We start from the raw sequence: 26,705 nt of genomic DNA, 5'->3' as shown, positions 1-26,705 counted from the left end.
TTGCAGAAAATGCCGTCAAGGACCCAAGAAACCTGGCCCCACGGCGCGATCATGCTGGATGCCGAGCACACGCAATTTGCGTTGTGGGCGCCTGACGCGTTCTACGTCAGTGTGGAACTGGAAGATGGAAAATCGTTGCCCATGCTGCCCCAGGGCGACGGTTGGTTTGTAATCAAGGCCAATTGCCCGGCGGGCAGTCGCTACCGTTACTGCATCGATGGCGAACTGGAGGTGCCGGACCCGGCCTCCAGAGCGCAAGATGGTGACCTTGACCGCCACAGCGTGGTGGTCGACCCCCATGCCTATCAATGGCGGCACACGACCTGGAATGGTCGGCCGTGGAGTGAAGCGGTAATTTATGAGTTGCACGTCGGTGCGCTCGGTGGATTTGCCGAAGTCGAACAGCATCTGGCGCGCTTGGTGGCGCTGGGCATTACCGCGATCGAACTGATGCCGCTGGCGCAATTTCCCGGTGATCGCAACTGGGGCTACGACGGGGTGCTGCCCTACGCGCCTCAAGCCTCCTACGGCACACCGGAACAACTCAAACACCTGATCGACAGCGCCCACGGCCATGGCCTGGCGGTGATTCTCGACGTCGTCTACAACCACTTCGGCCCCGACGGCAACTATCTGCATCGTTACGCCAAGGGCTTTTTCCGCGAGGACAAGCACACGCCTTGGGGCGCGGCGATCGATTTCCGCCGCCCGGAAGTGCGCGAGTTCTTCATTGAGAATGCACTGATGTGGCTGCTCGAATACCGTTTCGACGGCCTGCGTCTGGATGCGGTGCACGCGATTGAAGACCCGGATTTCCTCAGCGATCTGGCCCGGCGCATTCGCCAGCAGATCGACCCAAGCCGGCACGTCTGGCTGACCGTCGAAAACGAGCTGAATCAGTCGAGTCTGCTGGAAAACGATTACGACGCGCAGTGGAACGACGACGGTCATAACGCGTTGCACGTGCTGCTGACCGGCGAAACCGACGCCTATTACGCCGACTATGCCGCGCAGCCCACCGAGCAATTGGTGCGCTGCCTGAGTCAGGGCTTCGTATTCCAGGGCCACATCACTCGCCATGGCGAACCTCGCGGCGAGCCGAGCGAACATCTGCCCTCCACCGCTTTCGTGTTGTTCCTGCAGAACCATGACCAGATCGGCAACCGTGCCTTTGGCGAACGTCTGCATCAGCTTGCCGACCCGCGTGCGGTGCAGGCGGCGACGGTGTTGTTGCTGCTGTCGCCGATGATTCCGCTGATGTTCATGGGCGACGAGTTTGCCGCCGAGCAACCGTTCCTGTTTTTCACCAGCCACCACGGTGAACTGGCGGAACTGGTGCGTGAAGGCCGGCGCAACGAGTTCGCCGCATTCAGTGCTTTTACCGATCCGCACAAGCGCGAACAGATCCCTGATCCAAATGCCCAGGACACCTTCTACGCTTCGCAGCCGCGACTGTCCGGGAGCGGCACGCCATTGCAACAGCAGACCCAAGAGCTCTACCGGCAACTGCTGAAGTTGCGCCATCAGTACATCATTCCCCATCTCTCCGGGACCCAGGCTCTGGGCGCGCAAATGCTCGGCTATGGAGCGGTCAGTGCGCGCTGGCGACTGGGCAACGGCAGTGAGCTGCGAATTGACCTGAACCTCAGTGGCACGCCAGTGGTCAACCCTGCACAGACCGATACCGAGTGGCTGTTTCAACAGCCAGCGGCGATCGAACTGTCGGACCCGAACCAACTGCCGGCGTACACCGCGCTCGTCAGCCTCACGGCCGCACCCCTTTTGCACCCCCTGGATGGAGAGCGCCTATGAGCGATGCGCAACTGGAAATACTCGCCAGTCGAGCCGGCCTTGCCGTCGACTGGATCGACGCCAACGGGCGTCAGCAAAAAGTCGCTCCCGCTGTGTTGCGCAATGTCCTGATCGGACTCGGCCACCCCGCCAGCACCGCGCAAGAAATCGATGCCAGCCTGTTGCAACTGCAAGAAGTCCAGCAAGACCGCCATCTGCCGCCCCTGCTGACCTGCGACGTTGGTGTTGCCCTCGACCTGAGTCGCTACTTCACACCGGAGACGCCCTGCGAGATTCATCTTGAAGACGGCTCGCAGATGAACCTCAAGCTGGACAACGAAGCCATGTTGCCCGGCTTGATTCCGGTCGGTTACCAGCAAGTGCACATCGGCGATCAGTATTTCACTCTCGCTGTGGCGCCTGAGCGTTGTTTCAGCGTTGGCGATGCGGTCGATAGCCCGATCCCGCGCGCCTGGGGTCTGAGCGCCCAATTGTATTCGCTGCGCCGTCCGGGTGACGGTGGTTTTGGCGACACCCAGGCGCTGGAGGAATTGGTTCGTGTAGCGGGTGAACGTGGCGCCGATGCACTGGCGATCAGCCCGATGCACGCGATGTTCAGTTCCGATAATGGCCGCTATAGCCCCTATTCGCCGTCCAGCCGCTTGTTTCTCAATTCACTGTACGCAGCGCCGGGCAGCATTCTCGGCGAGCGCGCATTGCGTGACGCAATCGATGCCAGTGGCCTGGCCGCGCAGTTCGACCAGTTGGAAAATCTCAAGCTGATCGACTGGCCTGCCGCCGCACAAGCCAAGCAGAAACTGCTGCAAGCCTTATATGACGGTTTCGTCGCTGGCGAGCATCCGCTGCACGCCGACTTCGCCAGCTTCCGGCATGCCGGTGGCGAAGCGCTGGAGAACCATTGCCGCTTCGAAGCCATTCAGGAAATGCGCGCCGCCCGTGGCGAAAGCCTCGACTGGCGCGAATGGCCGGAGCACTGGCACGACCCGCGCGGCGCGGCGCTGGGCGCTTTTGCCGAAGAATATGCCGAGCGCATCGGTTATTTCGCCTTCTGCCAATGGCTGATCCATCGCTGCCTCGAGCGCGTGCAATCTGCCGCGCGCAGTGCCGGCATGGGCATTGGCCTGATCGCCGACCTCGCCGTCGGTGCTGACGGTGCCGGCAGTCAGGCCTGGAGTTTTCAGGATGAATTGCTCGCCTCGCTGACCGTCGGCGCGCCGCCGGACATCCTGAACCGCAGCGGCCAGGGTTGGGGCATTTCCGCGTTCTCGCCGGAAGGGCTGATCCGCAACGGTTTCCGTGCCTTCATCGAGATGCTGCGCGCCAACTTCGCCCACGCCGGAGGCCTGCGCATCGACCATGTCATGGGCCTGCAACGCCTGTGGGTGATTCCCAACGGCGCCGCCCCGGCCGATGGCGCCTATCTGTATTATCCGTTCGACGACATGCTGCGTCTGCTGGCCCTCGAGTCGCATCGGCATCAAGCCATCGTGCTCGGCGAAGACCTCGGCACCGTGCCGGAAGGCCTGCGGGAAAAACTCGCCGCGCGCTCGATTCTCGGCATGCGCGTGCTGTTGTTCGAACAGGACAATACCCGCTTCAAACCGATTCTCGACTGGCCGGATGACGCGCTCGCCACCACCAGCACCCATGACCTGCCGACACTCAATGGCTGGTGGCATGGCCGCGATATCGACTGGAACGCGCGCCTCGGTCTGGTCGATGCCAACGGCGAAATCGACTGGCGCCGGCATCGCGAGCGTGAACGCGAAGGCCTGCGCGATGCGCTGCGTCAGGATCCACAGAACTTCCGCGAAGAGTCCCACGAAGCCGATCAAGTGGTCGATGCCAGTGTGCGTTTCCTCGGGCACACCCGCGCGCCGCTGGTGCTGCTGCCGCTGGAAGATGCCCTGGGTATCGATGAACAGCCGAATCTGCCTGGCACCACCGATTCACACCCGAACTGGTCGCGACGTTTGCCCGGTCCCAGCGAAGCGTTGCTGGACGGCCCCGATGCCGCCCGCCGCCTGGAACTGCTGGCCTGCGCGCGCCTTCAAGCCTCTGAGCGTGACCAATGAATCAACAGCAAATCCAGCCACTGCGCGCCACGTTGCGCCTGCAATTTCATAAAGGTTTTACCCTCGAACAAGCGGTGCCACTGGTGCCGTACTTTGCCCGACTCGGCATCAGCCATATCTACGCCTCGCCACTGCTGGCGGCGCGCGCCGGTTCCATGCATGGCTACGACGTGGTCGACCCGACCCAGGTCAATCCGGAGCTGGGCGGCGAGCCGGCATTGCGCCAACTGGTCAGCACCCTGCGTGAACACAACATGGGGCTGATTCTCGACATCGTTTCCAACCACATGGCCGTGGGCGGCAATGACAACCCGTGGTGGCTCGACCTGCTGGAATGGGGACGCCTGAGTCCGTATGGCGAATTCTTCGACATTCAGTGGCACTCGCCGGACCCGTTGATGGAAGGCCAATTGCTGCTGCCGTTTCTTGGCAGTGACTACGGCGTGGCGTTGCAGGAAGGCACACTCAAGCTCAAATTCAACGCGCAGACCGGGACTTTTTACGTCGAGCATTACGACCACCACTTCCCGATCTGCCCGAACAACTATGGCGAGCTGCTCAAGTCCGACGACACGCTGAAGTCTCTGGCAGATCGCTTCAGCACACTCAGCTATCAGACCGACGCACATTCGCTGGCGATGCCGCTCAAGCAAGAGTTGCGCGAGCTGGCGAGCGATCCGCGTGTTCTGGCGACTATCGAAGGCAACCTCGCACAGTACGATTCCACCACCGAGGAAGGCTTTCACAAGCTTCACGAACTGCTGGAACGGCAAAGCTATCGCCTGGCCAGTTGGCGCACGGCGGCGGACGACATCAACTGGCGGCGCTTCTTCGACATCAACGAGCTTGGCGGCCTGCGCGTCGAGCGCCCGGCGGTGTTCGAAGCAACCCACGGCAAGATCTTCCAGTTAGTTGAAGAAGGTCTGGTCGACGGCTTGCGCATCGACCACATCGACGGCCTTGCCGACCCGCGTGGCTACTGCCGCAAATTGCGTCGGCGTCTGGATCACTTGGCACCGGGACGTCATCTGCCGATCTATGTCGAGAAGATCCTCGGCGAGGGCGAAACCCTGCGCCGCGACTGGAGCGTCGACGGCACCACCGGTTACGAGTTCATGAATCAGCTGTCGCTGCTGCAACACGACCCGGATGGCGAACATGTCCTCGGCGAACTCTGGCAGCGCCGCACCGAGCGCCCGGCAGCGTTCATGGAAGAAGCGCAACTGGCCCGTCAGCAGATTCTTAACGGTTCGCTGGCCAGCGACTTCGAAAGTGTTGCCCAGGCGCTGCATCAAGTCGCGCGGGATGACTTGATGACCCGCGACCTGACCCTGGGCGCGATTCGCCGCGTGCTGCATGCGTTGATCGTGCACTTCCCGGTTTATCGCACCTACATCAGCGCGATGGGCCGGTCCGAGCAGGACGAAGCGATTTTCCAGCACGCCATGGACGGTGCGCGGCAAACCCTCAGCGAAGCTGACTGGCCAGTGCTCGACTCGGTCGCCAGCTGGCTTGGCGGCACGCCATGGCGCCGCAAGCCACGGGGGCGCTCGCGCAAGATTCTCAAACATGCCTGCGTGCGTTTCCAGCAACTGACCTCGCCGGCAGCGGCCAAGGCTGTGGAAGATACTGCGCTGTATCGCTCGGCGGTGCTGCTGTCGCGCAATGATGTCGGTTACAACACCGAGCAATTCAGCGCGCCGGTCAGCGAGTTCCACGAAGTCAATCAACAGCGCATGGCCGAGTTTCCTGACAACCTGCTCGCGACTGCCACCCATGACCACAAGCGCGGCGAAGACACCCGTGCCCGGCTGGCCGTACTCAGTGAGCGCAGCCATTGGTACGCCGATCAGGTCGAACTGTGGCGCGCCCTCGCCCGCCCGGTGCGCATGGAAGATGACGCGCCGTCTGCCGGCGACGAGTTGATCCTGTATCAGGCGTTGCTCGGCAGTTGGCCGCTGGACCTGCAGGACGACGACAAGGCCGGTTTCGCCGATTACGCCAAGCGCATCTGGCAGTGGCAACAGAAAGCCCTGCGCGAAGCCAAGCTGCAAAGCAGCTGGAGCGCGCCGAATGAAGCCTATGAAAACGCGGCCCAGGCTTTCACGGAGAAGCTGCTGACCGGTGAAGAAGGCGAGTTGCTGCGCGCGGCGCTGAGCAAGACCGTCAACAGCATCGCCGCTGCCGGCGCGCTCAACGGGCTGGCGCAAACCTTGCTGCGCATGACCGTGCCGGGTGTGCCGGATCTGTACCAGGGCAATGAGTTTTGGGATTTCAGTCTGGTCGACCCGGACAACCGCCGCCCGGTGGATTACGCCGCCCGCGAGCAAGCGTTGCAGGCATCCGTGCCGGGTACCGAACTGCTCAAGGACTGGCGTGACGGGCGCATCAAACAGGCGCTGATCAGTGAGGTGTTGAACCTGCGCAAGGAACACGGCGAGCTGTTCCGCCGTGGCGATTACCAACCATTGGAAGTACTGGGCAGTCAGGCGCACAACGTCTTGGCATTCGCGCGTGAACATCTGGGCGTGCGGGCGATTGTGGTGGTGCCGGTGCGTTGCGCAACGTTGCTGGAAAACAGTGCCATCCCGCAGGTCGATGCGCTGCGCTGGGGCGATACGCGGGTCGTTTTACCGTCTGCCGCTTCGGATGCAAACCTGAAGGGACTTTTTGCAAGCAGCGTAGTCACACAAAACAGGGAGCTGAATGTCAGCGAAGCGCTGGGGGATGTCCCGGTCAATCTCTTTATCCAACACTTAACACAAGCATGAGTTCAGTTCAGGAGCATTGCGATGAGCACCGACGATAAACGCATTCGCGAATTCGCCTATCAGATCTGGGAGTCGGAAGGGAAACCTGAAGGCCACGAAGAACGTCATTGGGAAATGGCGCGCAAGCTGGCCGAGGCCGAAGCGCTGGCACCCAAGAAGCCACCCAAGGCGGCCGGCAGCAAAGTGGCTGGCAAGACTACAAGCGCAGCAGCGAAAAGCACCGACGGCAAGACACCGGCAGCCGCCAAAGCCAAACCAGCGGCGAAAGCCAAGCCTGCGGCCACGGCCAAAGTAGTCCCGCCGGGCGAAAAGGCTGCCGAGAAAAAGCCGCGAGCCGCGAAGAAGCCTCCGGCGAACTGACCCGATCCATATTTGAACTGAATGACTGTGTGGCGAGCGTGCTCGCCACAAGGGGTTCTTGCGCCCCGAAGAAAGCCCTTCTTGGGGGGCAAAACACACCACCCTGTGGGAGCGAGCCTGCTCGCGAAAGCGCTAGGTCAGTTGGTGAAAACGTCGAATGTACCGACGCTTTTGCGAGCAGGCTCGCTCCCACAAGGAAATCTCATTGCCTGAACTGTCCCGTTTTTTTGCAGGAGCAATCATGACCCGTCCAAAGAAAGCCGAACCCGCTGCGCACGCCGAGCCGTCGAGAATCCGTGAAGGCCTGCCCTTCCCGCTGGGTGCGACCTGGGATGGTCTGGGGGTGAACTTTGCTCTGTTTTCCGCCAACGCCACCAAGGTCGAGCTGTGCATTTTCGACGATGCCGGCGAAGTCGAACTCGAACGCATCGAGCTGCCGGAATACACCGATGAGATCTACCACGGCTACCTGCCGGATGCGCATCCGGGGCTGATTTACGGCTACCGCGTTTATGGTCCTTATGACCCGGCCAATGGTCACCGTTTCAACCACAACAAACTGCTGATCGACCCTTACGCCAAACAATTGGTCGGTGAGCTGAAATGGTCGGAAGCGCTGTTCGGCTACACCATCGGCCACCCCGACGCCGACCTCAGTTTCGACGAGCGTGACAGCGCGCCATTCGTGCCCAAGTGCAAGGTCATCGACCCGGCCCACACCTGGGGCAATGACCATCGCGTCAGCGTGCCGTGGGACAAGACCATCATTTACGAAACCCACGTGCGCGGCATCAGCATGCGTCATCCTTCGGTGCCGGAAAACCTGCGCGGCACCTTTGGCGGCTTGATGGTCGACGACGTGCTTGAGCACATTCGCAAGCTCGGTGTTTCGTCTGTCGAACTGCTGCCGATTCACGCCTTCGTCAACGATCAGCATCTGCTGCAAAAGGGCATGACCAACTATTGGGGCTATAACAGCATCGCGTTCTTCGCCCCGGACCCGCGTTATCTGGCCAGCGGCAAGATTGCCGAATTCAAGGAAATGGTCGCGCACCTGCACGATGCCAATCTCGAAGTCATTCTCGACGTGGTCTACAACCACACCGCCGAAGGTAACGAGCAAGGCCCGACCCTGTCGATGCGCGGTATCGACAACGCCTCCTACTACCGCTTGATGCCCGACGACAAGCGCTACTACATCAACGACTCCGGCACCGGTAACACCCTGGACCTGAGTCACCCGTGCGTGCTGCAAATGGTCACTGACTCCCTGCGCTACTGGGCCAGTGAGATGCACGTCGACGGTTTCCGTTTCGACCTGGCAACCATTCTTGGCCGTTACCACGATGGTTTCGACGAGCGCCACAGCTTCCTCGTCGCCTGCCGTCAGGACCCGGTGCTGCGTCAGGTGAAGATGATCGCCGAACCCTGGGACTGCGGTCCCGGCGGTTATCAGGTCGGCAACTTTCCGCCGGGCTGGGTTGAGTGGAACGACAAGTTCCGCGACACCGTGCGTGCGTTCTGGAAAGGTGACGACGCTCAGCTTGCCGATTTCGCCAGCCGCATGACCGCTTCCGGGGAGATGTTCAACCAGCGCGGGCGCCGGCCGTATTCGTCGGTGAACTTCATCACCGCCCACGACGGTTTCACTCTCAACGATCTGGTCTCGTACAACGACAAGCACAACGAAGCCAACGACGAGAACAACCAGGATGGCAGCAACAACAACCTGTCGTGGAACCACGGCGTCGAAGGCCCGACCGACGATCCGGAAATCAACGCTTTGCGCCATCGGCAGATGCGCAATTTCTTCGCCACCCTGCTGCTGGCCCAAGGTACACCGATGATCGTCGCCGGTGACGAGTTCGCCCGCACCCAGGACGGCAACAACAATGCCTATTGCCAGGACAGCGAGATTGGCTGGGTCAATTGGGACCTGAGCGAGGACGGCAAGGCCCTGCTCAAGTTCGTCAAACGCCTGATCAAACTGCGCCTGACTTATCCGATCCTGCGTCGCGGACGCTTCCTGGTCGGCGAGTACAACGAAGATATCGGCGTCAAGGACGTGACCTGGCTGGCACCAGACGCCACCGAGATGACCACCGAGCACTGGCACGATGCGCACAATCGCTGCCTGGGCATGCTGCTCGACGGTCGCGCACAGGAAACCGGCATCCGTCGCAAAGGCGCCGACGCGACGCTGCTGCTGGTGGTCAACGCACACCATGACATTGTCAACTTCACGCTGCCAGAAGTACCGGACGGCGGCTTCTGGACCTGCATGATCGACACCAACCAGCCGTCGATTCGTGGTCAGGAACGCTTTGACTTCGGCCATGAATATTCGGTGACCGGGCGTTCGTTGCTGTTGTTCGAACTGCAACGCGATGAAGAAGATTGATATGGACTTTCAACATTATCTGGCTCGCCGTCCGCCAGATTACGCCGACACCAATGCCCTCGGCCGTTGCCTGCGGGCGATGGTCGAGGCCGGCCTCGACCGCTTGCCGTTGCCCGGCAGCGGTCACACGCTGGAGCGCTTCCAGCGTCTATCGGAGGTGGGCGGACACGATCTTGGGCTGTGCAAACTCTATGAAGGCCACACGGATGCGCTGGCGATCATCGAGCAATTGGGCGGTACGCCAACCCCAGGCAGCACGTGGGGCATGTGGGCTGCCGAGCCGCCGCAGGCGCGGGTAAAAGTTACGCCGGCCGGGCATATGGTGACGCTGAACGGGCGCAAGGCCTGGTGTTCTGGCGCGGCGGTGCTCAGCCACGCCTTGCTCACTGCGTGGGACGCTGATGATCAGCAGCAATTGGTTGCAGTCGCACTCGATCAACCTGGCGTGACCATCACCGATCAAGGCTGGCAAGCGGTGGGCATGGCGGCCACCGGCAGCGTCGAAGTGCTGTTTGAAAACGCCGAAGCGCAGGCCATTGGCAACCCCGGTGATTACCTGCAACGGCCGGGGTTCTGGCAGGGCGGGATCGGTATCGCGGCTTGCTGGTACGGCGCTTCACGGCGGATTGCCGAAGGGCTGCGTCAGCATTGCGCGCAACGCGATGAACCGCACGCCCTCGCCCATCTCGGTGCGACTGACACAGCACTGCAAGCGGCGGCCGACGTGTTGCGCTTCAGCGCGTTGCAAATCGATGCGCAGCCTGAGGCTGACGCTGAACTGCTGGCCCGTCGCGCCCGCGCGGTGGTCGAACAGTCTGCCGAACAGGTCATGCGTGAAGTCGGGCGGGCGCTGGGTGCCGGGCCGTTTTGTCAGGATCGGCATTTTGCGCGACTGAGTGCCGACTTGCCGGTGTTTCTGCGCCAGAGTCACGCCGAGCGCGACCTTGCTGCGCTGGGCCAGCGGATTGCCGGTCAATCCTGCGAGGTCTGGGCGTTATGAAGGACAACCCGATCGTCGGCCAGGGCACTTCACTGCAGCAATGGCAGGGTTCGCGGCGTTTGGCCGAACTGCCCGCCATCGACGTTCTTGACCTGGTACCGCTGGGTTCGCGGGCGGTGATCATCGCGCCGCATCCGGATGACGAAGTGCTCGGTTGCGGCGGCATCATGCAGTTGCTGGCGGCAGCCGGACGGCCGTTGCAATTGATCTCGGTCACCGATGGCAGCGCCAGTCACCCCGGCTCGCAACGCTGGACGGTCGAACGCTTGAGCGTAGTGCGACCACAAGAATCCGCCGAAGCCCTGCGCCGCCTCGGCTTGCCGATGCACAGCCTGAAATGGCTGCGCGGCGGGTTTACCGACACCCAAGTGGCGGCTCAGGAAACGGGGTTGAGCGAATTCATCGCCGGGTATCTGCATGCCAGTGACGTGGTTTTCACTACCTGGCGCCAGGACGGCCACAGCGATCATGAGGCCGTCGGCCGCGCCAGTGTCGAGGCGGCGCGACGCGTCGGTGCGACCTGCCATGAACTTCCGGTCTGGACCTGGCACTGGGCAACCCCGGAAGACGCCTCGGTGCCATGGGAACGCGCGCGCAAGATTCTTCTGTCACCCACGCACATCGCGCGCAAACGCCACGCGGCCCACGCGTTCGCCAGCCAGCTGGAAGGCGACCGCGACGTCGGGCTCGGGCCGGTGCTCGCTCCCTATGTGCTTGATCGTTTGCTGCAACCTTTTGAAGTGGTGTTTTTGTGAGCGTCGATGACCGCTATTTCGACGGCCTGTTCGCGGGCAACGACGATCCATGGGCGTTCCGCCAGCGCTGGTACGAGCAGCGCAAACGCGCGATCACCCTCGCCGCCCTGCCCCGTCCGCGCTACAGGTCGGTGTTCGAACCGGGCTGCGCCAACGGCGAACTGAGTGCAGAACTGGCTCCGCGCTGCGACCGCCTGTTGTGCTGCGACACGGCGAGCGCGGCAGTGAAGCTGGCGCGTACTCGCTTGAGCGTGTTCGAGCATGCCGAAGTCCGTCAGGGCCGCCTTCCGGCTGACTGGCCGGAGGAAAAATTCGACCTGATCGTATTCAGCGAAATCGGCTACTACCTCGACGAAAAAGATCTGACAGAAATGATCCGCCGGATCAGTGAGTCATTGACGGCCGACGGACAATTGCTGGCCTGCCACTGGCGCCCGCCGATCGAGGGCTGCCCGTTGAATGCACGTCAGGTCCACGATCAGATCCACGATCAATTGGCTTTGCCGCGTCTGGTGCTGCATCAGGAAGCGGATTTCATTCTCGAACTGTGGAGCCGCGAGCCACGCTCGGTGGCGGCACTGGAGGGCTTGCGTTGATCGGTATCGTGATTCCTGCACACAACGAAGAGGCGCTGCTCGATGAGTGCCTGCGCGCCGCCCTGCGCGCCGGCCAGCATGGGCAACTGGCAGGCGAGCCGGTGGAAATCCTGGTGGTGCTCGACAGTTGCAGCGACGCCTCGGCGCAGATTGTCAGCGCTTATCCGGTGCTGAGCCTGCAGATCGACGCACGCAACGTCGGCGAAGCCCGAGCCGCCGGTGCGCGACTGCTGCTCGAGCGCGGTGCCCGCTGGATCGCCTGTACCGACGCCGACAGCCGCGTCGCCGATGACTGGCTGGCGGCGCAACTGGGACTGGAGGCGGACGCAGTGTGCGGCACGGTGACCGTCGAGCACTGGCACGAATCGATCGATGAAGCGGCGCAGATTCGCTATCACCGCCATTATCAGGCGCGCGATGGCCATCGACACATTCACGGCGCCAACCTCGGTGTCAGCGCCGAGGCTTATCGCCTGGCCGGCGGTTTCAAACCGCTGACCTGTGACGAGGACGTGCAACTGGTGCGTGCGCTGGAGCGCAGCGGTGCGAATATCGCCTGGAGTCATCGCCCGCAAGTGCACACCAGCGCCCGTCTCGACAGTCGGGCCAAGGGCGGATTCGGTGACTTTCTGCGCAATCTGGCACAGCTGGAATAAAAAAATACGGATCAGATTGATCTGTGACGCGACGAATCGGCTGTCTTGAGCAATACTCTGCCTCGCAGTAATCCAAGGGTTGGAGCACTGCACCGTTGCTATTCATTTGCCTTCACGGGCCGCGATCAGCGTTGGCTGTTCACGACTGAGGGCGAGATACCACAAGGACGTCGCACTCATGAAATCGTCATTGCTCAACGAACACGGCCTGCCAGCACAGATCTGGAACAGCGCGCCGCAACTCGACAATATTCCCGTCATCAACACCCACAGCCTGGTTCCCGCCGGCGCCCGCGCCGTGGTCATCGCCCCGCATCCGGGCGATGAAGTGGTCACCTGCGGCGGTCTGCTGCAATTGCTTTCCAGCCTTGGCCATCCACTGCAATTGCTCTCCATTACCGACGGCAGCGCCAGCCACCCCGGCTCGCGGCAATGGTCGGAACAACGCCTGAGCGTGTTCCGCCCGCAGGAAAGCGTCGAAGCCCTGCGCCGCCTCGGCCTGCCCATGCACAGCCTGAAGTGGGTGCGCGGCGGCTTTACCGACAACGCACTGAGTGATCAGCAAAGCCAGCTCGCCGAGTTCATCGGCCGTTATCTGCGACCGGGCGACGTAGTGTTCAGTACCTGGCGCAAGGATGGCCCGCCGGATCATGAAGTGGTTGGCCGCGCCAGTTTCGACGCGGCGCAAAAGGCCGGGGCGACCTACCACGATGTGCCGGTGTGGGCCTGGCACTGGCCGGAGCGCGAGCAGCAAATGATTCCCTGGGAACGCGCGCGCAAGCTGCGTCTCGACACCTGGACGGTAGCGCGCAAGAGCCACGCCACCCACGCTTACGCCAGCCAGCTCAAGGGCGAACCGGCCATCGGCATCGCCCCGCTGCTGCCCCCGGTGCTGCTGGAGCGGATGCGCTTGCCGTATGAAATCGTCTTCTTCTGAACGGCGGAAGCTCACAATACCTGTGGGAGCGAGCCTGCTCGCGAAAGCGGTGTGTCATGTGTCAGATGTATTGAACGTGATGAAGTCTTCGCGAGCAGGCTCGCTCCCACATTGGCCCAGCAGTGAATCATCGGAAGGAACTGCCACCCCCTCAAACCAGTCGCATGAACAGGCATGGCCCAAATCAGAGGAGTGAACGTGTCCAGCGATCCCAAGCGTCAAGTGGTCGACGCGCCAGTCATTCATCGCCTGCGGGTACTCACGGTCAACACCCACAAGGGCTTCACCGCGCTGAATCGGCGGTTCGTTCTCCCGGAGCTGCGCGAAGCGATGCGCAGTACCTCGGCCGATCTGGTGTTTCTGCAGGAAGTGGTGGGTGAACACGAACGCCATTCGAGTCGCTACAACGACTGGCCGCAGACCTCGCAATACGAATTCCTCGCCGACAGTATGTGGAGCGATTTTGCCTACGGCCGCAACGCCGTTTACCCCGACGGCCACCACGGCAACGCGCTGCTGTCGAAATACCCGATCCGCGAATACCGCAACCTCGACGTGTCGATCACCGGGCCTGAACGGCGCGGGCTGTTGCACTGCATTCTTGATGTGCCCGGGCATGCCGAGGTGCACGCGATCTGTGTGCATTTGAGTCTGCTGGAGAGCCATCGGCAATTGCAGTTGCAGCTGCTTTGCCAGTTGCTTGAATCACTGCCCGACGATGCGCCGGTGATCATTGCCGGTGATTTCAATGACTGGCAGTTGCAGGGCAACGCCGCCCTCGCCCGTCGCGACTATTTGCACGAAGCTTTTGAACGTCATCATGGGCGCCCGGCGAAAACCTATCCGGCGCGTTTCCCGCTGTTGCGCCTGGACCGGATTTACCTGCGCAATGCCAGTAGCCACGATCCAAGGATTCTCGGCAACAAGCCATGGACGCATTTGTCGGATCATCTTCCCTTGGCGGTTGAAGTGCACCTCTAGCTGCATTTTTGACAGCCATCCAATGACAGGTCGTTCCGGCAATAACCGCTCGGAAGGACCTTTCGTCGGCGGCAAAAAACCGTCAGATGCACCCTTCGCAAGCGTTTTTCCATGCAAACAAGCACTTAGTTATGTGCAGAAAAACAAACGCTTGCGGTTGCTGATTTAAGCGCGCCATTCATCGTGCATTTTCTTGACGCGCGAGCATCGCTCTTCTTATCTCTACCTTACTACCCCCGGAATCACTACTGGGGCTGACCTTCCGGCACTCGCGAAATCGAGCAGCCGCGGTTCGCCCCGCTCTATTCGGTCGCCCCTCGTTCGGGGTAGGAGAGACGCCAAACTCGAGATGACGCATGCGCTTGCAAGGTAGACCTCCATGAAAACTTCACTGACCCCACATGAATTGAAAATCACTTTTTGCACAGTGTCAGGTTCGCTGTTGCTGTGCTCGTCCATGGAGGCGCATGCGGAATTTTCGGCGGATGAACCCGCGTGGTATCGCGCCGATGTCCCTGTGATGACCTTGCCAGTGACCGTGATAACGCCCGGACCGCTGCCATTGAGTCAGCAGAGTTCGCGCCTGCTCACCGAAGATCTTGCCCCGTCTGCCTGGGACGAGCTGTACGGCAAAAGCGCTCGACAAGCACAGACCGACGCACTGTCTTCCGGCTATGCGATGGCCGGTGGCGAGTTCAAAGGTCCGGCCGTGGTCACGTTGAAAAGCGCTAACGGGACTACCCAGACCCTTGGTCTCATAGGTGGCGACAATCAGGTCCAGCTGAATGCCGATGGTTCGCTGACCCGACGTGCCCTCGCCGACCGCAACACTGACAGCCTCAACCTGCAAGGCCAGAGCCTTGGCGCCTATTACAGCCTGGTCGGCGCGCAGGGCTGGCACGTCGACCTGTCGGCCAGTGGCGGTCGGGTCAGCGGTTTCAGTCGGACCCCGCAAGGCAATCGGCAAGTCACCGAAGGCAACGCGATGACCTTTTCCGTTGAAGGCGGTTATCCGATCGGCTTGAGTGACAACTGGGTGGTCGAACCACAGGCGCAACTGATCAACCAGCGCATCAGCCTCGACGCGCCTTATGCAGGCTCGGGCAACGCCTCGTCGACCGACCTGACCGCGTGGAGTGGCCGTGTCGGTGCGCGATTGAAAGGCAGTTATGACTTGAACGGGTTGCCTGTTGAACCCTACGTGCGCACCAACCTTTGGCACACGGTGTACACCGGCAGCACGGTGACCCTCGATCAGGTCGACAAGATCAGCAGCAGCCGCAAGTCTTCAACAGTGGAATTGGGCTTGGGACTGGTGGCGCGGGTCACACCGGCGGTAAGCCTGTACATGAGCGCCGATTACAGCAGCGATGTGGATGACAATGACCTGAACGGCATTATCGGCAGCCTTGGAGTGCGGATGCGTTGGTGATCTGCTGAACGCTGAAGAACCTTGTGGGAGCGAGCCTGCTCGCGAAAGCGGTGCCACCTTCAACATCATCGTTGACTGACATGGCGCCTTCGCGAGCAGGCTCGCTCCCACAGGTGCTAGCCGTGCGGCTTGAGAATCAACACCGCCAATGGTGGCAGGTTCAGTTCCAGCGACAACGACTGACCATGGCTTGGCACTTCTTCGGTCAACGCTCCGCCGCCATTGCCATAGTTGGAGCCGGCATAAATGTCGGCGTCACTGTTGAACAGCTCGGTCCAGCGCCCGGCAAACGGCACGCCGACCCGATACGCCTGGCGCGGTACCGGGGTGAAGTTGGCAACCACCAGCACTGGCGAGCCATCCTTGCTCCAGCGCAACCACGCGTAAACGCTGTTGATCGCATCGTCGCCAATCAACCACTGGAAGCCCTGCGGCGCATCGTCCTGGTCGTGCAGCGCCGGCTCTTCACGATACAGCCGGTTGAGATCGCCAACCAGTTTCTGCACGCCCTTGTGCTCGGAATACTGCAGCAGGTACCAGTCCAGCTGCTGATCGTGGTTCCACTCGCGCCATTGGCCGAACTCGCAGCCCATGAACAACAGCTTCTTGCCCGGATGCGTCCACATGAAGCTCAGATAGGCGCGCAGGTTGGCAAACTTCTGCCAGCGATCGCCAGGCATCTTGTCGATCAAAGAGTGCTTGCCGTGCACCACTTCGTCGTGGGAAATCGGCAGGATGAAGCGTTCCGACCAGGCGTAGACCAGACCAAAGCTCAACTCGTTGTGGTGATGGGCGCGGTACACCGGATCTTGCTGGATGTAGTGCAGCGAATCGTGCATCCAGCCCATGTTCCATTTGTAGGCAAACCCGAGACCGCCCTGCTGGGTGCTCTGACTGACGCCCGGCCAGGCGGTGGACTCTTCGGCAATCACCAGCGCACCCGGCGCTTCCAGCTCAACCACGTCGTTCAAATGCCGCAGGAAGTCGATGGCCTCCAGGTTCTCGCGACCGCCGTGGCGATTCGGCACCCATTCGCCCGCCTTGCGCGAATAGTCGCGGTACAGCATCGAAGCCACCGCATCGACACGCAGGCCGTCGATATGGAAGTGTTTCAGCCAGTGCAACGCCGAGGCGAGCATGTAGCCGTGCACTTCAGTGCGGCCAAGGTTGTAGATCAGCGTGTCCCAATCCTGATGGAAGCCTTCCAGCGGGTTGCCGTACTCGTAGAGCGCGGTGCCGTCGAACTGCGCCAGACCATGGGTATCGGTGGGGAAATGCGCCGGTACCCAGTCGAGAATCACCCCGATGTCGGCCTGGTGACAGGCGTTGACGAACTCGGCGAACTGATCCGGCGTGCCATAACGCGCACTCGGGGCGAATTGCGAAAGCAGCTGATAGCCCCAGGAACCGCCGAAGGGGTGCTCCATGATCGGCATCAGTTCGATGTGGGTGAATCCCAGCTCTTTGACATAAGGAATCAGGCGCTCGGCCAGTTCCGGCCAGGTGTACTGGCGCGCGACCTCGCCGAGATCATCCAGCTCGCACTGCCAGGAACCGGCGTGCAACTCGTAGATCGACAGAGGTTTGGAGCGCTGCTGGCGATCCTGACGGGAATTCATCCAGTCGTGATCCTGCCAGTCGATCTGCAGGGGCGAGGCAACTTTCGAAGCGGTGTCCGGCGGCAGGCTGGTGGCCAGTGCCATCGGGTCGGCCTTGAGCGGCAGAATGCCGTGGGCGCCGAGGATTTCGTACTTATACAACTCCCCCGCTTGCAGACGCGGGATGAACAGTTCCCAGACACCGGACGGATGACGCAGCCGCATCGGGTGGCGACGGCCGTCCCAGACGTTGAAATCGCCGACCACCGAAACACGGCGGGCATTCGGTGCCCACACGGCAAAGCGCACACCGTCCACGCCATCAACGGTCTTCAGCTGCGCACCGAGGCAGGCGCTGAGGTCGCGGTGGTTACCCTCGGCGAACAGATACAAATCCATCTCGCCGAGCAACTGGCCGAAGCTGTACGGGTCTTCGGCAACCTGCTCGCCACCGGCCCAGCGCGTGCGCAACAGGTACGGTCGCGCCTGATCGAAATGGCCGACAAACAGCCCCGGCGTCTCGGTCATCTCCAGCGGGCCAAGCTCTTCGCCGCTGTCCTTGTCCAGCACCGTCACACTCAGCGCACCTGGCAAATAGGCACGGATGAACTGCCCGCCGGCGCCATCGCCGTGCGGGCCGAGAATGGAAAACGGGTCCTGATGTTCAGCGCGCACCAAAGCATCGATGTCGCGCGCCGAGGGTAACAATGCTTCCTTTACCACACCCTGTTCCTTGTTCGAGAAACTCATGACTACTCTCCACCAAGATCGGAAAAGGGTTTAAGCCCTGTCAATAATCCATACAAGCCGTGCAATGGCACGGGCAGCCACGTTGGGCGGTTTTCTGCCTCGTAAGCCACTTCATAAGCGGCTTTTTCCAGGCCGAACAACGCCAGCGCGGCGTCGGCACCCTCGGGATCCTGCCAGGCATGCTCAAGACTAGCTGCTGCCTCGCGGTATGCCTGGACAAATACCTCGCGTGCCTCACGCAGATAACGCTCGGCGACCCGTTTGCGCGCCGCTTCGGCTTCGACGCTGTTATCAACGTTATGCACATTGATGGTCATCGCCGCTGCGTAATCGAACGAACGCAGTACGCCGCTGACGTCCTTGTACGGGCTGTGTTTACCGCGACGCTCGCTCAATGGCCGCGCCGGTTCGCCCTCGAAGTCGATCAGGTAGGCGTCGCCCTTGATCACCAGCACCTGGCCCAAATGCAAGTCGCCATGCACCCGAATGCGCAAGCCGCCGGTGGCTTTCTTCGCCAGATCCTGCACATGGGCAAGAATGGTTTTCTTCTCGTCGAGCAGACGCTTGACCAGTTTCTGATCCGCCGCGTTCAACTCGCCTTGATGCTGCTTGAGCAGTTTCAAGGCGTGTTCGACCTGGGCGGTGACATCCTTGCCCGTCGCGGCCATGTCCTTGCTCGACGACACTTGCGGCGCGAAGTCGGCATTGTCGGTTGGCGCAGCGAGCACCTGATGCATCTCGCCCAGACGCTGACCAAGCATGCCGGCGAAGTCTCTCAGCTCGCCGAGGGCGTTGTAATGCTGCTCCTGCTCGGACATGGCGTCGGCTAGTTCATCGCGCAGCGCCCGTTCGAGGTTGTTCTGCGTCCATTCCCATGCGTCGCCCTGATTGCTCAGATAGCCTTGGGCGATCATCAGCAAGTTGTCTTCGCCTTGCGCGTCGCGGCGAATCACCGAACCAAGCAGTGGAGAGATATTGGCAAACCCGGCCTCGGTCAGGTAAGCGCTCATCTCCAGTTCCGGGTGTACGCCAGAAGCGACTTTGCGTATCAGCTTAAGCACCAGACTGTTGCCGATTACCACTGAACTGTTCGATTGCTCGGCCGACAGGTAGCGCACATCCGACTCGGCGCCGAGGCCGAGTTTTTCCAGATGATCTGTCTGTTCGAAGCGGATTTCGCCTTCGATCGACTCCAGTACGGTGTTGTTCTGCATGCCTTGCAGAACGGCGCGGACGAAGGTTTCCAAGGTGAACGCATCGGTGATCAGGCCGACCTGACGCACACGGCGTACACGCGAAAGCGCCAATTGCTGCGGCAATGGCGGGCCGACATGGTCTTCGCCAATGAAGCCGAACGGCAGCTGATAACGGTTGGTCTGGCCGCCACTGGTGACTTCGATTTCGCTGAGCAGCACTGGGTGCTGGGCGTCACCGAAGCGCACGCCGTAAGCCAGATTGACCTTCTCGATCGCCGCATCCTTGCCGGCAAACCAGCGACGATTCTGCAGCCAGCTCGGCAGGATGCTTTGCTCCAGCGTCGTCCGCGATGGCGCTTCGAGCAGTTCTTCCATGCGCTTTTTCAGCACCAGCGTGGTGAAGTCCGGCAGGCTCTGCGCCGGCTCGACGTGCCAGCTCGGCATCTGGTTTTCTGCCGCCAGTGCAAACCAATAGAAACCGTACGGCGCCAGGGTCAGGAGGAAATTCAACTGACCGATCGGCGGGAACGCGTTACCACCGAGCATTTCCACCGGCACCATGCCGACATACGCCGACAGGTCCAGCTCGACCGCTTGCGCACTGCGCGAGACGTTGGCCACGCACAGAATGATTTCGTGCTTGCCGTCGGCATCGGTGTATTCGCGGGTATAAGCCAGCACGCGACGGTTGGCCGGCGAGAGCATTTTCAACGTGCCACGGCCGAACGCTTTCGATTGCTTGCGCACGGCCAGCAGACGGCGCGTCCAGTTCAACAGCGAGTGCGGATCGCCGGACTGGGTTTCGACGTTGACCGACTGATAGCCATACTGCGGGTCCATGATCGGCGGCAGTACCAGACTGGCCGGATCGGCGCGGGAGAAACCGCCGTTGCGGTCGATCGACCACTGCATCGGTGTACGCACGCCATCGCGATCGCCGAGGTAGATGTTGTCGCCCATACCGATTTCGTCGCCGTAGTACAGCGTCGGCGTGCCGGGCATCGACAGCAGCAGACTGTTGAGCAGTTCGATGCGGCGACGATCGCGTTCCATCAACGGTGCGAGACGACGACGGATACCGAGGTTGATCCGCGCGCGACGGTCAGCCGCGTAGTAGTTCCACAGGTAATCGCGCTCACGGTCGGTGACCATTTCCAGGGTCAGTTCATCGTGGTTGCGCAGGAAAATTGCCCACTGGCAATTCGCCGGAATTTCCGGGGTCTGCCGGAGAATGTCGGTAATCGGGAAGCGATCTTCCTGCGCGAGCGCCATGTACATGCGCGGCATCAACGGGAAGTGGAAGGCCATGTGGCATTCGTCGCCATTGACGCCAGCGGCGTCGGTGTCACCGAAATACAGCTGGGTGTCTTCCGGCCACTGATTGGCCTCGGCCAGCAGCATGCGATCGGGATAGTTGGCGTCGATCTCGGCACGGATCTGCTTGAGGACGTCGTGGGTCTCGGGCAGGTTTTCGTTGTTGGTGCCGTCGCGCTCGATCAGGTACGGAATCGCGTCGAGGCGCAGGCCGTCGATGCCCATGTCGAGCCAGTAACGCATCACCGACAACACGGCTTTCATCACTTGCGGGTTGTCGAAGTTCAGATCCGGCTGGTGCGAGTAGAAGCGGTGCCAGAAGTATTGGCCAGCGACCGGATCCCAGGTCCAGTTGGACTTTTCGGTGTCGAGAAAGATGATTCGCGTGCCGTCGTATTTCTGATCGTCATCGGACCACACGTAGAAATCCCGCGCCGCTGAACCCGGCTTGGCTTTACGCGCACGCTGGAACCACGGGTGCTGGTCGGAGGTGTGGTTGATGACCAGCTCGGTGATCACCCGCAGCCCGCGCTTGTGCGCTTCGGCAATGAAGCGCTTGGCATCGGCCATGGTCCCGTAGTCGCTGTGCACACCACGATATTCGGCGATGTCGTAACCGTCGTCGCGACGTGGCGAGGGATAGAACGGCAGCAGCCAGATGGTGTTGACGCCGAGGTCGGCAATGTAATCGAGTTTGGCGATAAGCCCGGGAAAGTCACCGATCCCGTCATTGTTGGAGTCGAAAAACGATTTGACGTGAACCTGATAGATCACCGCATCCTTGTACCAGAGCGGGTCTTTGATGAAGGCGGCTGCCTTGGGTTTCTTCGCCATGTGGAACTCCTGAAAAATTCTCTGATACACCGAGGGACTCGCAGTGGTGAGCCCCTGTGGCGAGGGGATTTATCCCCGTTCGGCTGCGCAGCAGTCGCAAATTGTTAACGCGGTGCAGCTTGAAAACAGGGGCCGCTGCGCGCCCCAACGGGGATAAATCCCCTCGCCACGGAGGCGGTGCAAATGTTACGAAGCGGTAATCCGCCAAATCCCGAACGGCTGATACGCCGGATCGATGCGCATGAACTGATATTTGCCGTGCCAGTCCCAGCGATGGCCGTTCATCAAGTCTTCGCCATGGGTGGTGGCATCGTCCGGCAGGCCCATTTCCCACAGCGGCAGTTCGAAATTCGCTTCCTGCACGTTATGCGGATCGAGGCTGACTGCGACCAGAATGAAATTGCTGCCATCGGCGCTGCGCTTGCCGAAGAACAGAATATTGTCGTTCCAGGCGTTATAGATTTTCAGGCCCAGATGCGTGTGCAGCGCCGGGTTCTGCCGGCGGATGCGGTTGAGCTGGGCGATTTCGGCAATGATGTTGCCCGGCGCGGTGAAGTCGCGGACGCGGATTTCGTATTTCTCCGAATCCAGGTATTCCTCTTTGCCCGGCACCGGTGCCGATTCGCATAACTCGAAGCCGGAATACATACCCCACAGGCCCGAGCCCATCGTTGCCAAGGCAGCGCGGATGAGGAAACCGGGACGCCCCGACTCATGCAAAAACGCCGGGTTGATGTCCGGGGTATTGACGAAGAAATTCGGCCGGTAGCATTCGCGCCACGGCGACTGATTGAGTTCGGTGAAATATTCCGCCAGCTCGGCCTTGGTATTGCGCCAGGTGAAATAGGTGTAGCTCTGCGAGTAACCGACCTTGCCCAGACGCGCCATCATCGCCGGCGTGGTGAAGGCCTCGGCGAGGAAGATCACTTCCGGATACAGCGTGCGAACGTCGGCGATCAGCCATTGCCAGAACGGCAGCGGTTTGGTGTGCGGGTTGTCGACGCGGAAGATCTTCACACCTTCCTTGACCCAGCCGACGACGATGTCGCGCAACTCGACCCACAGGCTCGGAATCGCATCCGGCGCATAGAAGTCGACGTTGACGATGTCCTGGTACTTCTTCGGCGGGTTTTCGGCGTATTTGATCGTGCCGTCCGGGCGCCAGTTGAACCAGCCCGGATGCTCCTTGAGCCACGGATGGTCCTGGGAGCACTGGATGGCGAAATCGAGAGCGATTTCCAAGCCATGGTCGGCGGCGGCAGCCACCAGGCGGCGGAAATCTTCACGGGTGCCGAGTTGCGAGTGAATCGCTTCGTGCCCGCCCTCCTCGCTACCGATCGCGTACGGGCTGCCAGGATCGTCAGGGCCGGCGGTAAGGGAATTGTTGCGGCCCTTGCGGTGGGCGCGGCCGATCGGGTGAATCGGCGTGAAGTACAACACGTCGAAGCCCATGTCCTGAATCATCGGCAGACGCGAGTGCACGTCGTTGAACGTGCCGTGACGCTGAGGATCGTCAGTGATCGAGCGCGGAAACAGCTCATACCAACTGGCGAACTCGGCGAGTTCGCGCTCGACGTCCATGGGGAATTCGGCGCTGATGCTGAGGTAGGCGCGGTGATCAGCCTGGGCCATCAGCTCTGCACTACGCGAGTGCAGAAACAGCGCAACCTGCTCGGTTTCGAGCAGGCCGGACAATTCATGGTGCAGCGCGGCAAGCTGCTCGCTGAGCTGACCTTCGCTGCGTTCGGCGGCCTGTTGCACCATGGTCCGGCCTTCCTGCAGCTCCAGGGAAACCGGCACAGCAGCGTTGTGCTTCTTTTCCAGTTCGTACTGGAAGCTGGCGAAATGGTCGATCCACGCTTCGATGCAATACAGATAGCGGCCCTGCTCTTCGGGGCGGAACTGGCCTTGCCAGGTGTTGTTGCCCTGATCGGACATGACCTCGGTCTGCCAGGTTTCCTGGCCTTCTTCGCGCCAGCGGATGCGTACGGCGAGCTTGTCATGGCCGTCGGCAAACACTTTGCTGGTCACCACCACTTCGCGCCCGGCAATCGACTTGACGGCAAACTGGCCGCCGTCGAGGGTCGGCATGGTGTTTTCGATGACGATTCGAGGCAGCAGCAACGCCTGCGACAATGGCATGTGCGGGTTGTAACTCAGCTCTGAAGGTCTTTCAGCAGTCATTGAGCATCTCTCCTTAACGCCCCAAGGACGCTCTTGTGCCGGAACAGTATTCGCGACAAAGCGCCGGCCCTGTCATGAACTCACTTAGGTTCCGAGCAACCGGCGCGGGGAAAAGTTCAGATGAAATTAACAAGACAAACCGGCGGATCGAATTTGTCGTGGCCGGGTCAACTCACTTAAGCACGTCCCACGCCATGTGCCATATGGAGGTCATCAGATGAACATCCCGATCCCGGCGGAAACGCCTGATCCGAACATCGACAAACCCACCCTGCCGGATACCGAGCCGCCACCGGTGCCCGAGCAAGAGCCACCCGGCACCACGCCACCGCCGAAAGAAGAGCCACCGAATACGATGCCGCCAGTGATCGTCTGACCCTGCCCCCTGATAGTTCCCACGCGAAGCGTGGGAACTATCAGGCAACGACCATCAGCCGGCGGGAAGTCAGAGGTGGTCGTTCTTGTCGCCATCCTTCTCGAACACTCTCACCACGTAAGGCATCACGCTGAAGATCGCCAGTGCCAGAATGGTACTGAGCAATGCCGTCGCTTCCTTGCCCAGCCCCGCCGCCACGCCGATCGCCGCCGTCATCCATAAGCCCGCCGCCGTGGTCAGGCCTTTGACATGGGCCTCGTCGCCCTGCTGATTTTTCAGAATGGTGCCGGCGCCGAGAAAGCCGATCCCGGCAATCACACCCTGCAAGACCCGACTCATGGCATCGGATTCTGCGCCCGAGGTCTGCGGCACCAACACGAATAGCGCAGCGCCCAACGCCACCAGCATGTGCGTGCGCACGCCCGCTGCCTTGCCTTTATGCTCGCGCTCAAATCCGAGTATCCCGCCGAGAATCGCCGCCATCAGCAGGCGTACGGTGATCCGGGTCATTTGCGAGGCGTCGCCGATATCGGCAAATTCGGCTTGCATCGTGGCCCACACTTCATCCCACCAGTCTTCCATCGTGCTTCCCTTGTTATTGGCTTGATAAGCGATGGACAACAGCGACCATTAATCGGTTGCGCAGAACGAACTGCGCGCTGCGTTTCCTAACGTGCAGACCTCACTTGAAAGGACTGCCGCCATGACCGTTCGAATCGATGAATCCAACCCTGAGCAGAAAGTGTGTTTTTTCACCGTCGAGCATGGTGAGGAAATCCGTATCTGCGACACGTTGACAGTCGAGACCGATAGCGAAAAAGCCATGTCGTTCGTGGAAATCGAAGGCAAACGCGCCTACATCACCGAAGCAGAAGCCGATGTCTTGACCGTCGCCGGGGCCAAGGACGGGCGCAAACATCTGAAGGCCGATGACAGTGATTCGGTGGTTTGATTGATCTCGATCAACACCCGGCGCAGGCGCCTGCAATAGGCGTTTGCGCCGCGCCTGGCAGGTTGCTTCAAGTTGTCGCAGGCAGTGCGCCAAACCTCATCTGAACCGCTTTTTATTGCCAAACCTGAGTCTGTTCTGCAAACAGATCGGCGCTCATAGTGCATCGGCCTGATGGAGGCTGATGAGCGAACGACCATGAGCGAGCAAATCCCCGTCCGAACCGTAGAAGCATCGCCAACGATAAAAAGCGTACCCGCGCGCCCACTGAAGGCGACTGCCGGCTCCACCGACAAGCAGATCCACACCCGCAGTTTCACCGGCCTGTTCCGCAACCTGCGTATGAGCGGTGCCGGGTTTCTGTTCCTGCTGTTCTTCGGCACCGTGTGGCTGAACTGGGGCGGTCGGCAGGCGGTGCTGTGGGATCTGGCGGAAAGCAAATTCCATATCTTTGGCGCGACGTTCTGGCCGCAGGATTTCATTTTGCTCTCGGCGCTGCTGATCATCGCTGCGTTCGGACTCTTCGCCATCACCGTGTTTGCCGGTCGCGTCTGGTGTGGTTACACCTGCCCGCAGAGTTCGTGGACGTGGATCTTCATGTGGTGCGAGAAGATCACCGAAGGCGAACGCAACCAACGGATCAAACTGCAAGCGGCGCCGTGGAGCCTGAACAAACTGGCGCGGCGCGCCGCCAAGCACACGTTGTGGCTGGCGACCAGCGTGATGACCGGCCTGACCTTCGTCGGCTACTTCACCCCGATCCGGCCGCTGGCCGAAGATTTGCTGACCCTGCAGATCGGTGGCGTCAGTCTGTTCTGGGTGCTGTTCTTCGCCGCCGCCACCTACATCAACGCCGGTTGGCTGCGTGAGGCAGTGTGCATGCACATGTGCCCGTATGCGCGGTTCCAGAGTGTGATGTTCGACAAGGACACGCTGACCATTGCCTACGACGCCGCCCGCGGCGAAAACCGTGGTCCGCGCAAGCGTGACGTGCGCCCGGTCGAAGCCGGCCTGGGTGATTGCATCGACTGCCAGTTATGCGTGCAGGTCTGCCCGACCGGCATCGACATCCGCGATGGCTTGCAAATGGAATGCATCGGCTGCGCAGCGTGCATCGACGCCTGCGATTCGATCATGGACAAAATGCATTACCCGCGCGGCCTGATTCGCTACAGTTCCGAGCGCGAATTGCAGGGCGGCAAAACCCATCTGCTGCGTCCGCGTTTGATTGGCTATACGGCGGTGTTGTTGGTGATGATCGGAGCGTTGGCGCTGGCATTGATCGAGCGGCCGATGGTGTCGCTGGACGTGACCAAGGATCGCGGGTTGTTCCGCGAGAACGCTCAGGGGCAGATCGAGAATATTTATTCGCTGAAAGTGATCAACAAGACTCAGCAGCGACAGGAATACCGGTTGAGTCTGGTTGATGGCGACGGGTTTGAGTTGCAGGGCAAAACGGCCCTGAGCCTGGCGCCGGGAGAGATTGTCGATGTGCCGGTGTCGGTGGCGATGACCACCGAGCGCCCGGCGAGCAGTTCGCAGACATTGAGTTTCAGGATTGAAGACAGTGACGAGCCGCAGGTATACAGCGTGGCGAAGAGCCGGTTTGTGGCGCCGATAAATCGTTGAGAATTTGGCATTGCTGCCCTCACCCCAGCCCTCTCCCGGAGGGAGAGGGAGCCGACCGAGGTGTCTGTCGCTATGCATCGACCTGAAAGACCGAGTCGA

General features: G+C 61.0%; 19 protein-coding genes. 15 read left to right on the top strand and 4 right to left on the bottom strand.

Annotation, left to right across the window (positions count from 1 at the left end):
- The first annotated feature begins 9 nt into the window (after window positions 1-9).
- The 12 genes from treZ to AB4O45_RS26470 all read left to right on the top strand — a co-directional run bounded on the left by treZ (window position 10) and on the right by AB4O45_RS26470 (window position 15,776).
- Window positions 10-1,812 (top strand): malto-oligosyltrehalose trehalohydrolase, encoded by a 1,803-nt coding sequence (gene treZ / locus AB4O45_RS26525; RefSeq protein ID WP_460160864.1) that lies wholly within the window; start codon window positions 10-12, stop codon window positions 1,810-1,812.
- Window positions 1,809-3,887 carry a 4-alpha-glucanotransferase gene (gene malQ, locus AB4O45_RS26520; RefSeq protein WP_095179954.1) on the top strand — a complete coding sequence of 693 codons (2,079 nt, stop codon included), beginning with the start codon at window positions 1,809-1,811 and terminating at the stop codon, window positions 3,885-3,887. Before treZ ends, malQ begins: the two co-directional genes overlap by 4 nt.
- A complete protein-coding gene (locus tag AB4O45_RS26515; RefSeq protein ID WP_460160863.1) occupies window positions 3,884-6,658 on the top strand; it encodes a malto-oligosyltrehalose synthase in 2,775 nt (924 codons plus the stop codon). Before malQ ends, AB4O45_RS26515 begins: the two co-directional genes overlap by 4 nt.
- A 21-nt stretch (window positions 6,659-6,679) precedes the next feature.
- On the top strand, window positions 6,680-7,018 hold the full coding sequence (locus tag AB4O45_RS26510; protein WP_252885989.1) for a DUF2934 domain-containing protein: 339 nt from the start codon (window positions 6,680-6,682) through the stop codon (window positions 7,016-7,018).
- 241 nt (window positions 7,019-7,259) lie between these two features.
- The gene (gene glgX / locus AB4O45_RS26505; protein ID WP_024012878.1) at window positions 7,260-9,419 is read left to right on the top strand and encodes a glycogen debranching protein GlgX; all 2,160 of its coding nucleotides are present in this window, start codon (window positions 7,260-7,262) and stop codon (window positions 9,417-9,419) included.
- A gap of 1 nt (window position 9,420) precedes the next feature.
- Window positions 9,421-10,419 (top strand): acyl-CoA dehydrogenase family protein, encoded by a 999-nt coding sequence (locus AB4O45_RS26500; protein ID WP_041480984.1) that lies wholly within the window; start codon window positions 9,421-9,423, stop codon window positions 10,417-10,419.
- Window positions 10,416-11,174, top strand: a complete 759-nt coding sequence (locus AB4O45_RS26495) for a PIG-L deacetylase family protein (RefSeq protein WP_252878128.1) — start codon at window positions 10,416-10,418, stop codon at window positions 11,172-11,174. The genes AB4O45_RS26500 and AB4O45_RS26495 overlap by 4 nt, the downstream gene beginning before the upstream one ends.
- Window positions 11,171-11,770 (top strand): SAM-dependent methyltransferase, encoded by a 600-nt coding sequence (locus AB4O45_RS26490; RefSeq protein WP_056785814.1) that lies wholly within the window; start codon window positions 11,171-11,173, stop codon window positions 11,768-11,770. Before AB4O45_RS26495 ends, AB4O45_RS26490 begins: the two co-directional genes overlap by 4 nt.
- Entirely contained in the window at window positions 11,767-12,426 is a 660-nt protein-coding gene (locus tag AB4O45_RS26485) for a glycosyltransferase family 2 protein (RefSeq protein ID WP_460160862.1), read from the top strand. The genes AB4O45_RS26490 and AB4O45_RS26485 overlap by 4 nt, the downstream gene beginning before the upstream one ends.
- A 178-nt stretch (window positions 12,427-12,604) precedes the next feature.
- A complete protein-coding gene (locus tag AB4O45_RS26480; RefSeq protein WP_095179945.1) occupies window positions 12,605-13,363 on the top strand; it encodes a PIG-L deacetylase family protein in 759 nt (252 codons plus the stop codon).
- 198 nt (window positions 13,364-13,561) lie between these two features.
- Window positions 13,562-14,344 carry an endonuclease/exonuclease/phosphatase family protein gene (locus AB4O45_RS26475; protein ID WP_056786852.1) on the top strand — a complete coding sequence of 261 codons (783 nt, stop codon included), beginning with the start codon at window positions 13,562-13,564 and terminating at the stop codon, window positions 14,342-14,344.
- Between the two features lie 379 nt (window positions 14,345-14,723).
- Complete coding sequence (locus AB4O45_RS26470; protein WP_150742077.1) at window positions 14,724-15,776, top strand: autotransporter outer membrane beta-barrel domain-containing protein; 1,053 nt, start codon at window positions 14,724-14,726, stop codon at window positions 15,774-15,776.
- A 116-nt stretch (window positions 15,777-15,892) separates the two neighbouring features.
- Here the strand turns inward: AB4O45_RS26470 and glgB are convergent, their stop codons facing one another.
- The 3 genes from glgB to AB4O45_RS26455 form a co-directional block, all read right to left on the bottom strand.
- Window positions 15,893-18,124 carry a 1,4-alpha-glucan branching protein GlgB gene (glgB, locus tag AB4O45_RS26465; protein WP_236168877.1) on the bottom strand — a complete coding sequence of 744 codons (2,232 nt, stop codon included), beginning with the start codon at window positions 18,122-18,124 and terminating at the stop codon, window positions 15,893-15,895.
- A 2-nt stretch (window positions 18,125-18,126) separates the two neighbouring features.
- Window positions 18,127-21,468, bottom strand: coding sequence for a maltose alpha-D-glucosyltransferase (gene treS / locus AB4O45_RS26460; protein ID WP_460143209.1), 3,342 nt, complete (start codon window positions 21,466-21,468; stop codon window positions 18,127-18,129).
- Window positions 21,469-21,654: 186 nt separating this feature from the next.
- The gene (locus AB4O45_RS26455) at window positions 21,655-23,652 is read right to left on the bottom strand and encodes an alpha-1,4-glucan--maltose-1-phosphate maltosyltransferase (RefSeq protein WP_095179938.1); all 1,998 of its coding nucleotides are present in this window, start codon (window positions 23,650-23,652) and stop codon (window positions 21,655-21,657) included.
- A gap of 217 nt (window positions 23,653-23,869) precedes the next feature.
- Here AB4O45_RS26455 and AB4O45_RS26450 point away from each other — a divergent pair, with 217 nt between their 5' ends.
- Complete coding sequence (locus tag AB4O45_RS26450; protein WP_167351302.1) at window positions 23,870-24,028, top strand: hypothetical protein; 159 nt, start codon at window positions 23,870-23,872, stop codon at window positions 24,026-24,028.
- Between the two features lie 69 nt (window positions 24,029-24,097).
- Here AB4O45_RS26450 and AB4O45_RS26445 read toward each other — a convergent pair whose 3' ends face one another.
- Window positions 24,098-24,610 (bottom strand): MgtC/SapB family protein, encoded by a 513-nt coding sequence (locus AB4O45_RS26445; protein WP_460160861.1) that lies wholly within the window; start codon window positions 24,608-24,610, stop codon window positions 24,098-24,100.
- 121 nt (window positions 24,611-24,731) lie between these two features.
- Here AB4O45_RS26445 and AB4O45_RS26440 point away from each other — a divergent pair, with 121 nt between their 5' ends.
- Entirely contained in the window at window positions 24,732-24,980 is a 249-nt protein-coding gene (locus tag AB4O45_RS26440) for a DUF3203 family protein (RefSeq protein WP_056785796.1), read from the top strand.
- Window positions 24,981-25,175: 195 nt separating this feature from the next.
- Window positions 25,176-26,606, top strand: coding sequence for a cytochrome c oxidase accessory protein CcoG (ccoG, locus tag AB4O45_RS26435; protein ID WP_460160860.1), 1,431 nt, complete (start codon window positions 25,176-25,178; stop codon window positions 26,604-26,606).
- Window positions 26,607-26,705 lie beyond the last annotated feature (99 nt).

The organism is Pseudomonas sp. S2_B10 (genome assembly GCF_054668425.1).
This window is presented reverse-complemented; position numbering and strand designations above follow the sequence as displayed.

Bases quoted from the DNA above. Each gene is read 5' to 3' on its own strand.
- treZ (WP_460160864.1), top strand. From the start codon at position 10: ATGCCGTCAAGGACCCAAGAAACCTGGCCCCACGGCGCGATCATGCTG.
- malQ (WP_095179954.1), top strand. From the start codon at position 1,809: ATGAGCGATGCGCAACTGGAAATACTCGCCAGTCGAGCCGGCCTTGCC.
- AB4O45_RS26515 (WP_460160863.1), top strand. From the start codon at position 3,884: ATGAATCAACAGCAAATCCAGCCACTGCGCGCCACGTTGCGCCTGCAA.
- AB4O45_RS26510 (WP_252885989.1), top strand. From the start codon at position 6,680: ATGAGCACCGACGATAAACGCATTCGCGAATTCGCCTATCAGATCTGG.
- glgX (WP_024012878.1), top strand. From the start codon at position 7,260: ATGACCCGTCCAAAGAAAGCCGAACCCGCTGCGCACGCCGAGCCGTCG.
- AB4O45_RS26500 (WP_041480984.1), top strand. From the start codon at position 9,421: ATGGACTTTCAACATTATCTGGCTCGCCGTCCGCCAGATTACGCCGAC.
- AB4O45_RS26495 (WP_252878128.1), top strand. From the start codon at position 10,416: ATGAAGGACAACCCGATCGTCGGCCAGGGCACTTCACTGCAGCAATGG.
- AB4O45_RS26480 (WP_095179945.1), top strand. From the start codon at position 12,605: ATGAAATCGTCATTGCTCAACGAACACGGCCTGCCAGCACAGATCTGG.
- AB4O45_RS26470 (WP_150742077.1), top strand. From the start codon at position 14,724: ATGAAAACTTCACTGACCCCACATGAATTGAAAATCACTTTTTGCACA.
- glgB (WP_236168877.1), bottom strand. From the start codon at position 18,124: ATGAGTTTCTCGAACAAGGAACAGGGTGTGGTAAAGGAAGCATTGTTA.
- treS (WP_460143209.1), bottom strand. From the start codon at position 21,468: ATGGCGAAGAAACCCAAGGCAGCCGCCTTCATCAAAGACCCGCTCTGG.
- AB4O45_RS26455 (WP_095179938.1), bottom strand. From the start codon at position 23,652: ATGACTGCTGAAAGACCTTCAGAGCTGAGTTACAACCCGCACATGCCA.
- AB4O45_RS26450 (WP_167351302.1), top strand. From the start codon at position 23,870: ATGAACATCCCGATCCCGGCGGAAACGCCTGATCCGAACATCGACAAA.
- AB4O45_RS26445 (WP_460160861.1), bottom strand. From the start codon at position 24,610: ATGGAAGACTGGTGGGATGAAGTGTGGGCCACGATGCAAGCCGAATTT.
- AB4O45_RS26440 (WP_056785796.1), top strand. From the start codon at position 24,732: ATGACCGTTCGAATCGATGAATCCAACCCTGAGCAGAAAGTGTGTTTT.
- ccoG (WP_460160860.1), top strand. From the start codon at position 25,176: ATGAGCGAGCAAATCCCCGTCCGAACCGTAGAAGCATCGCCAACGATA.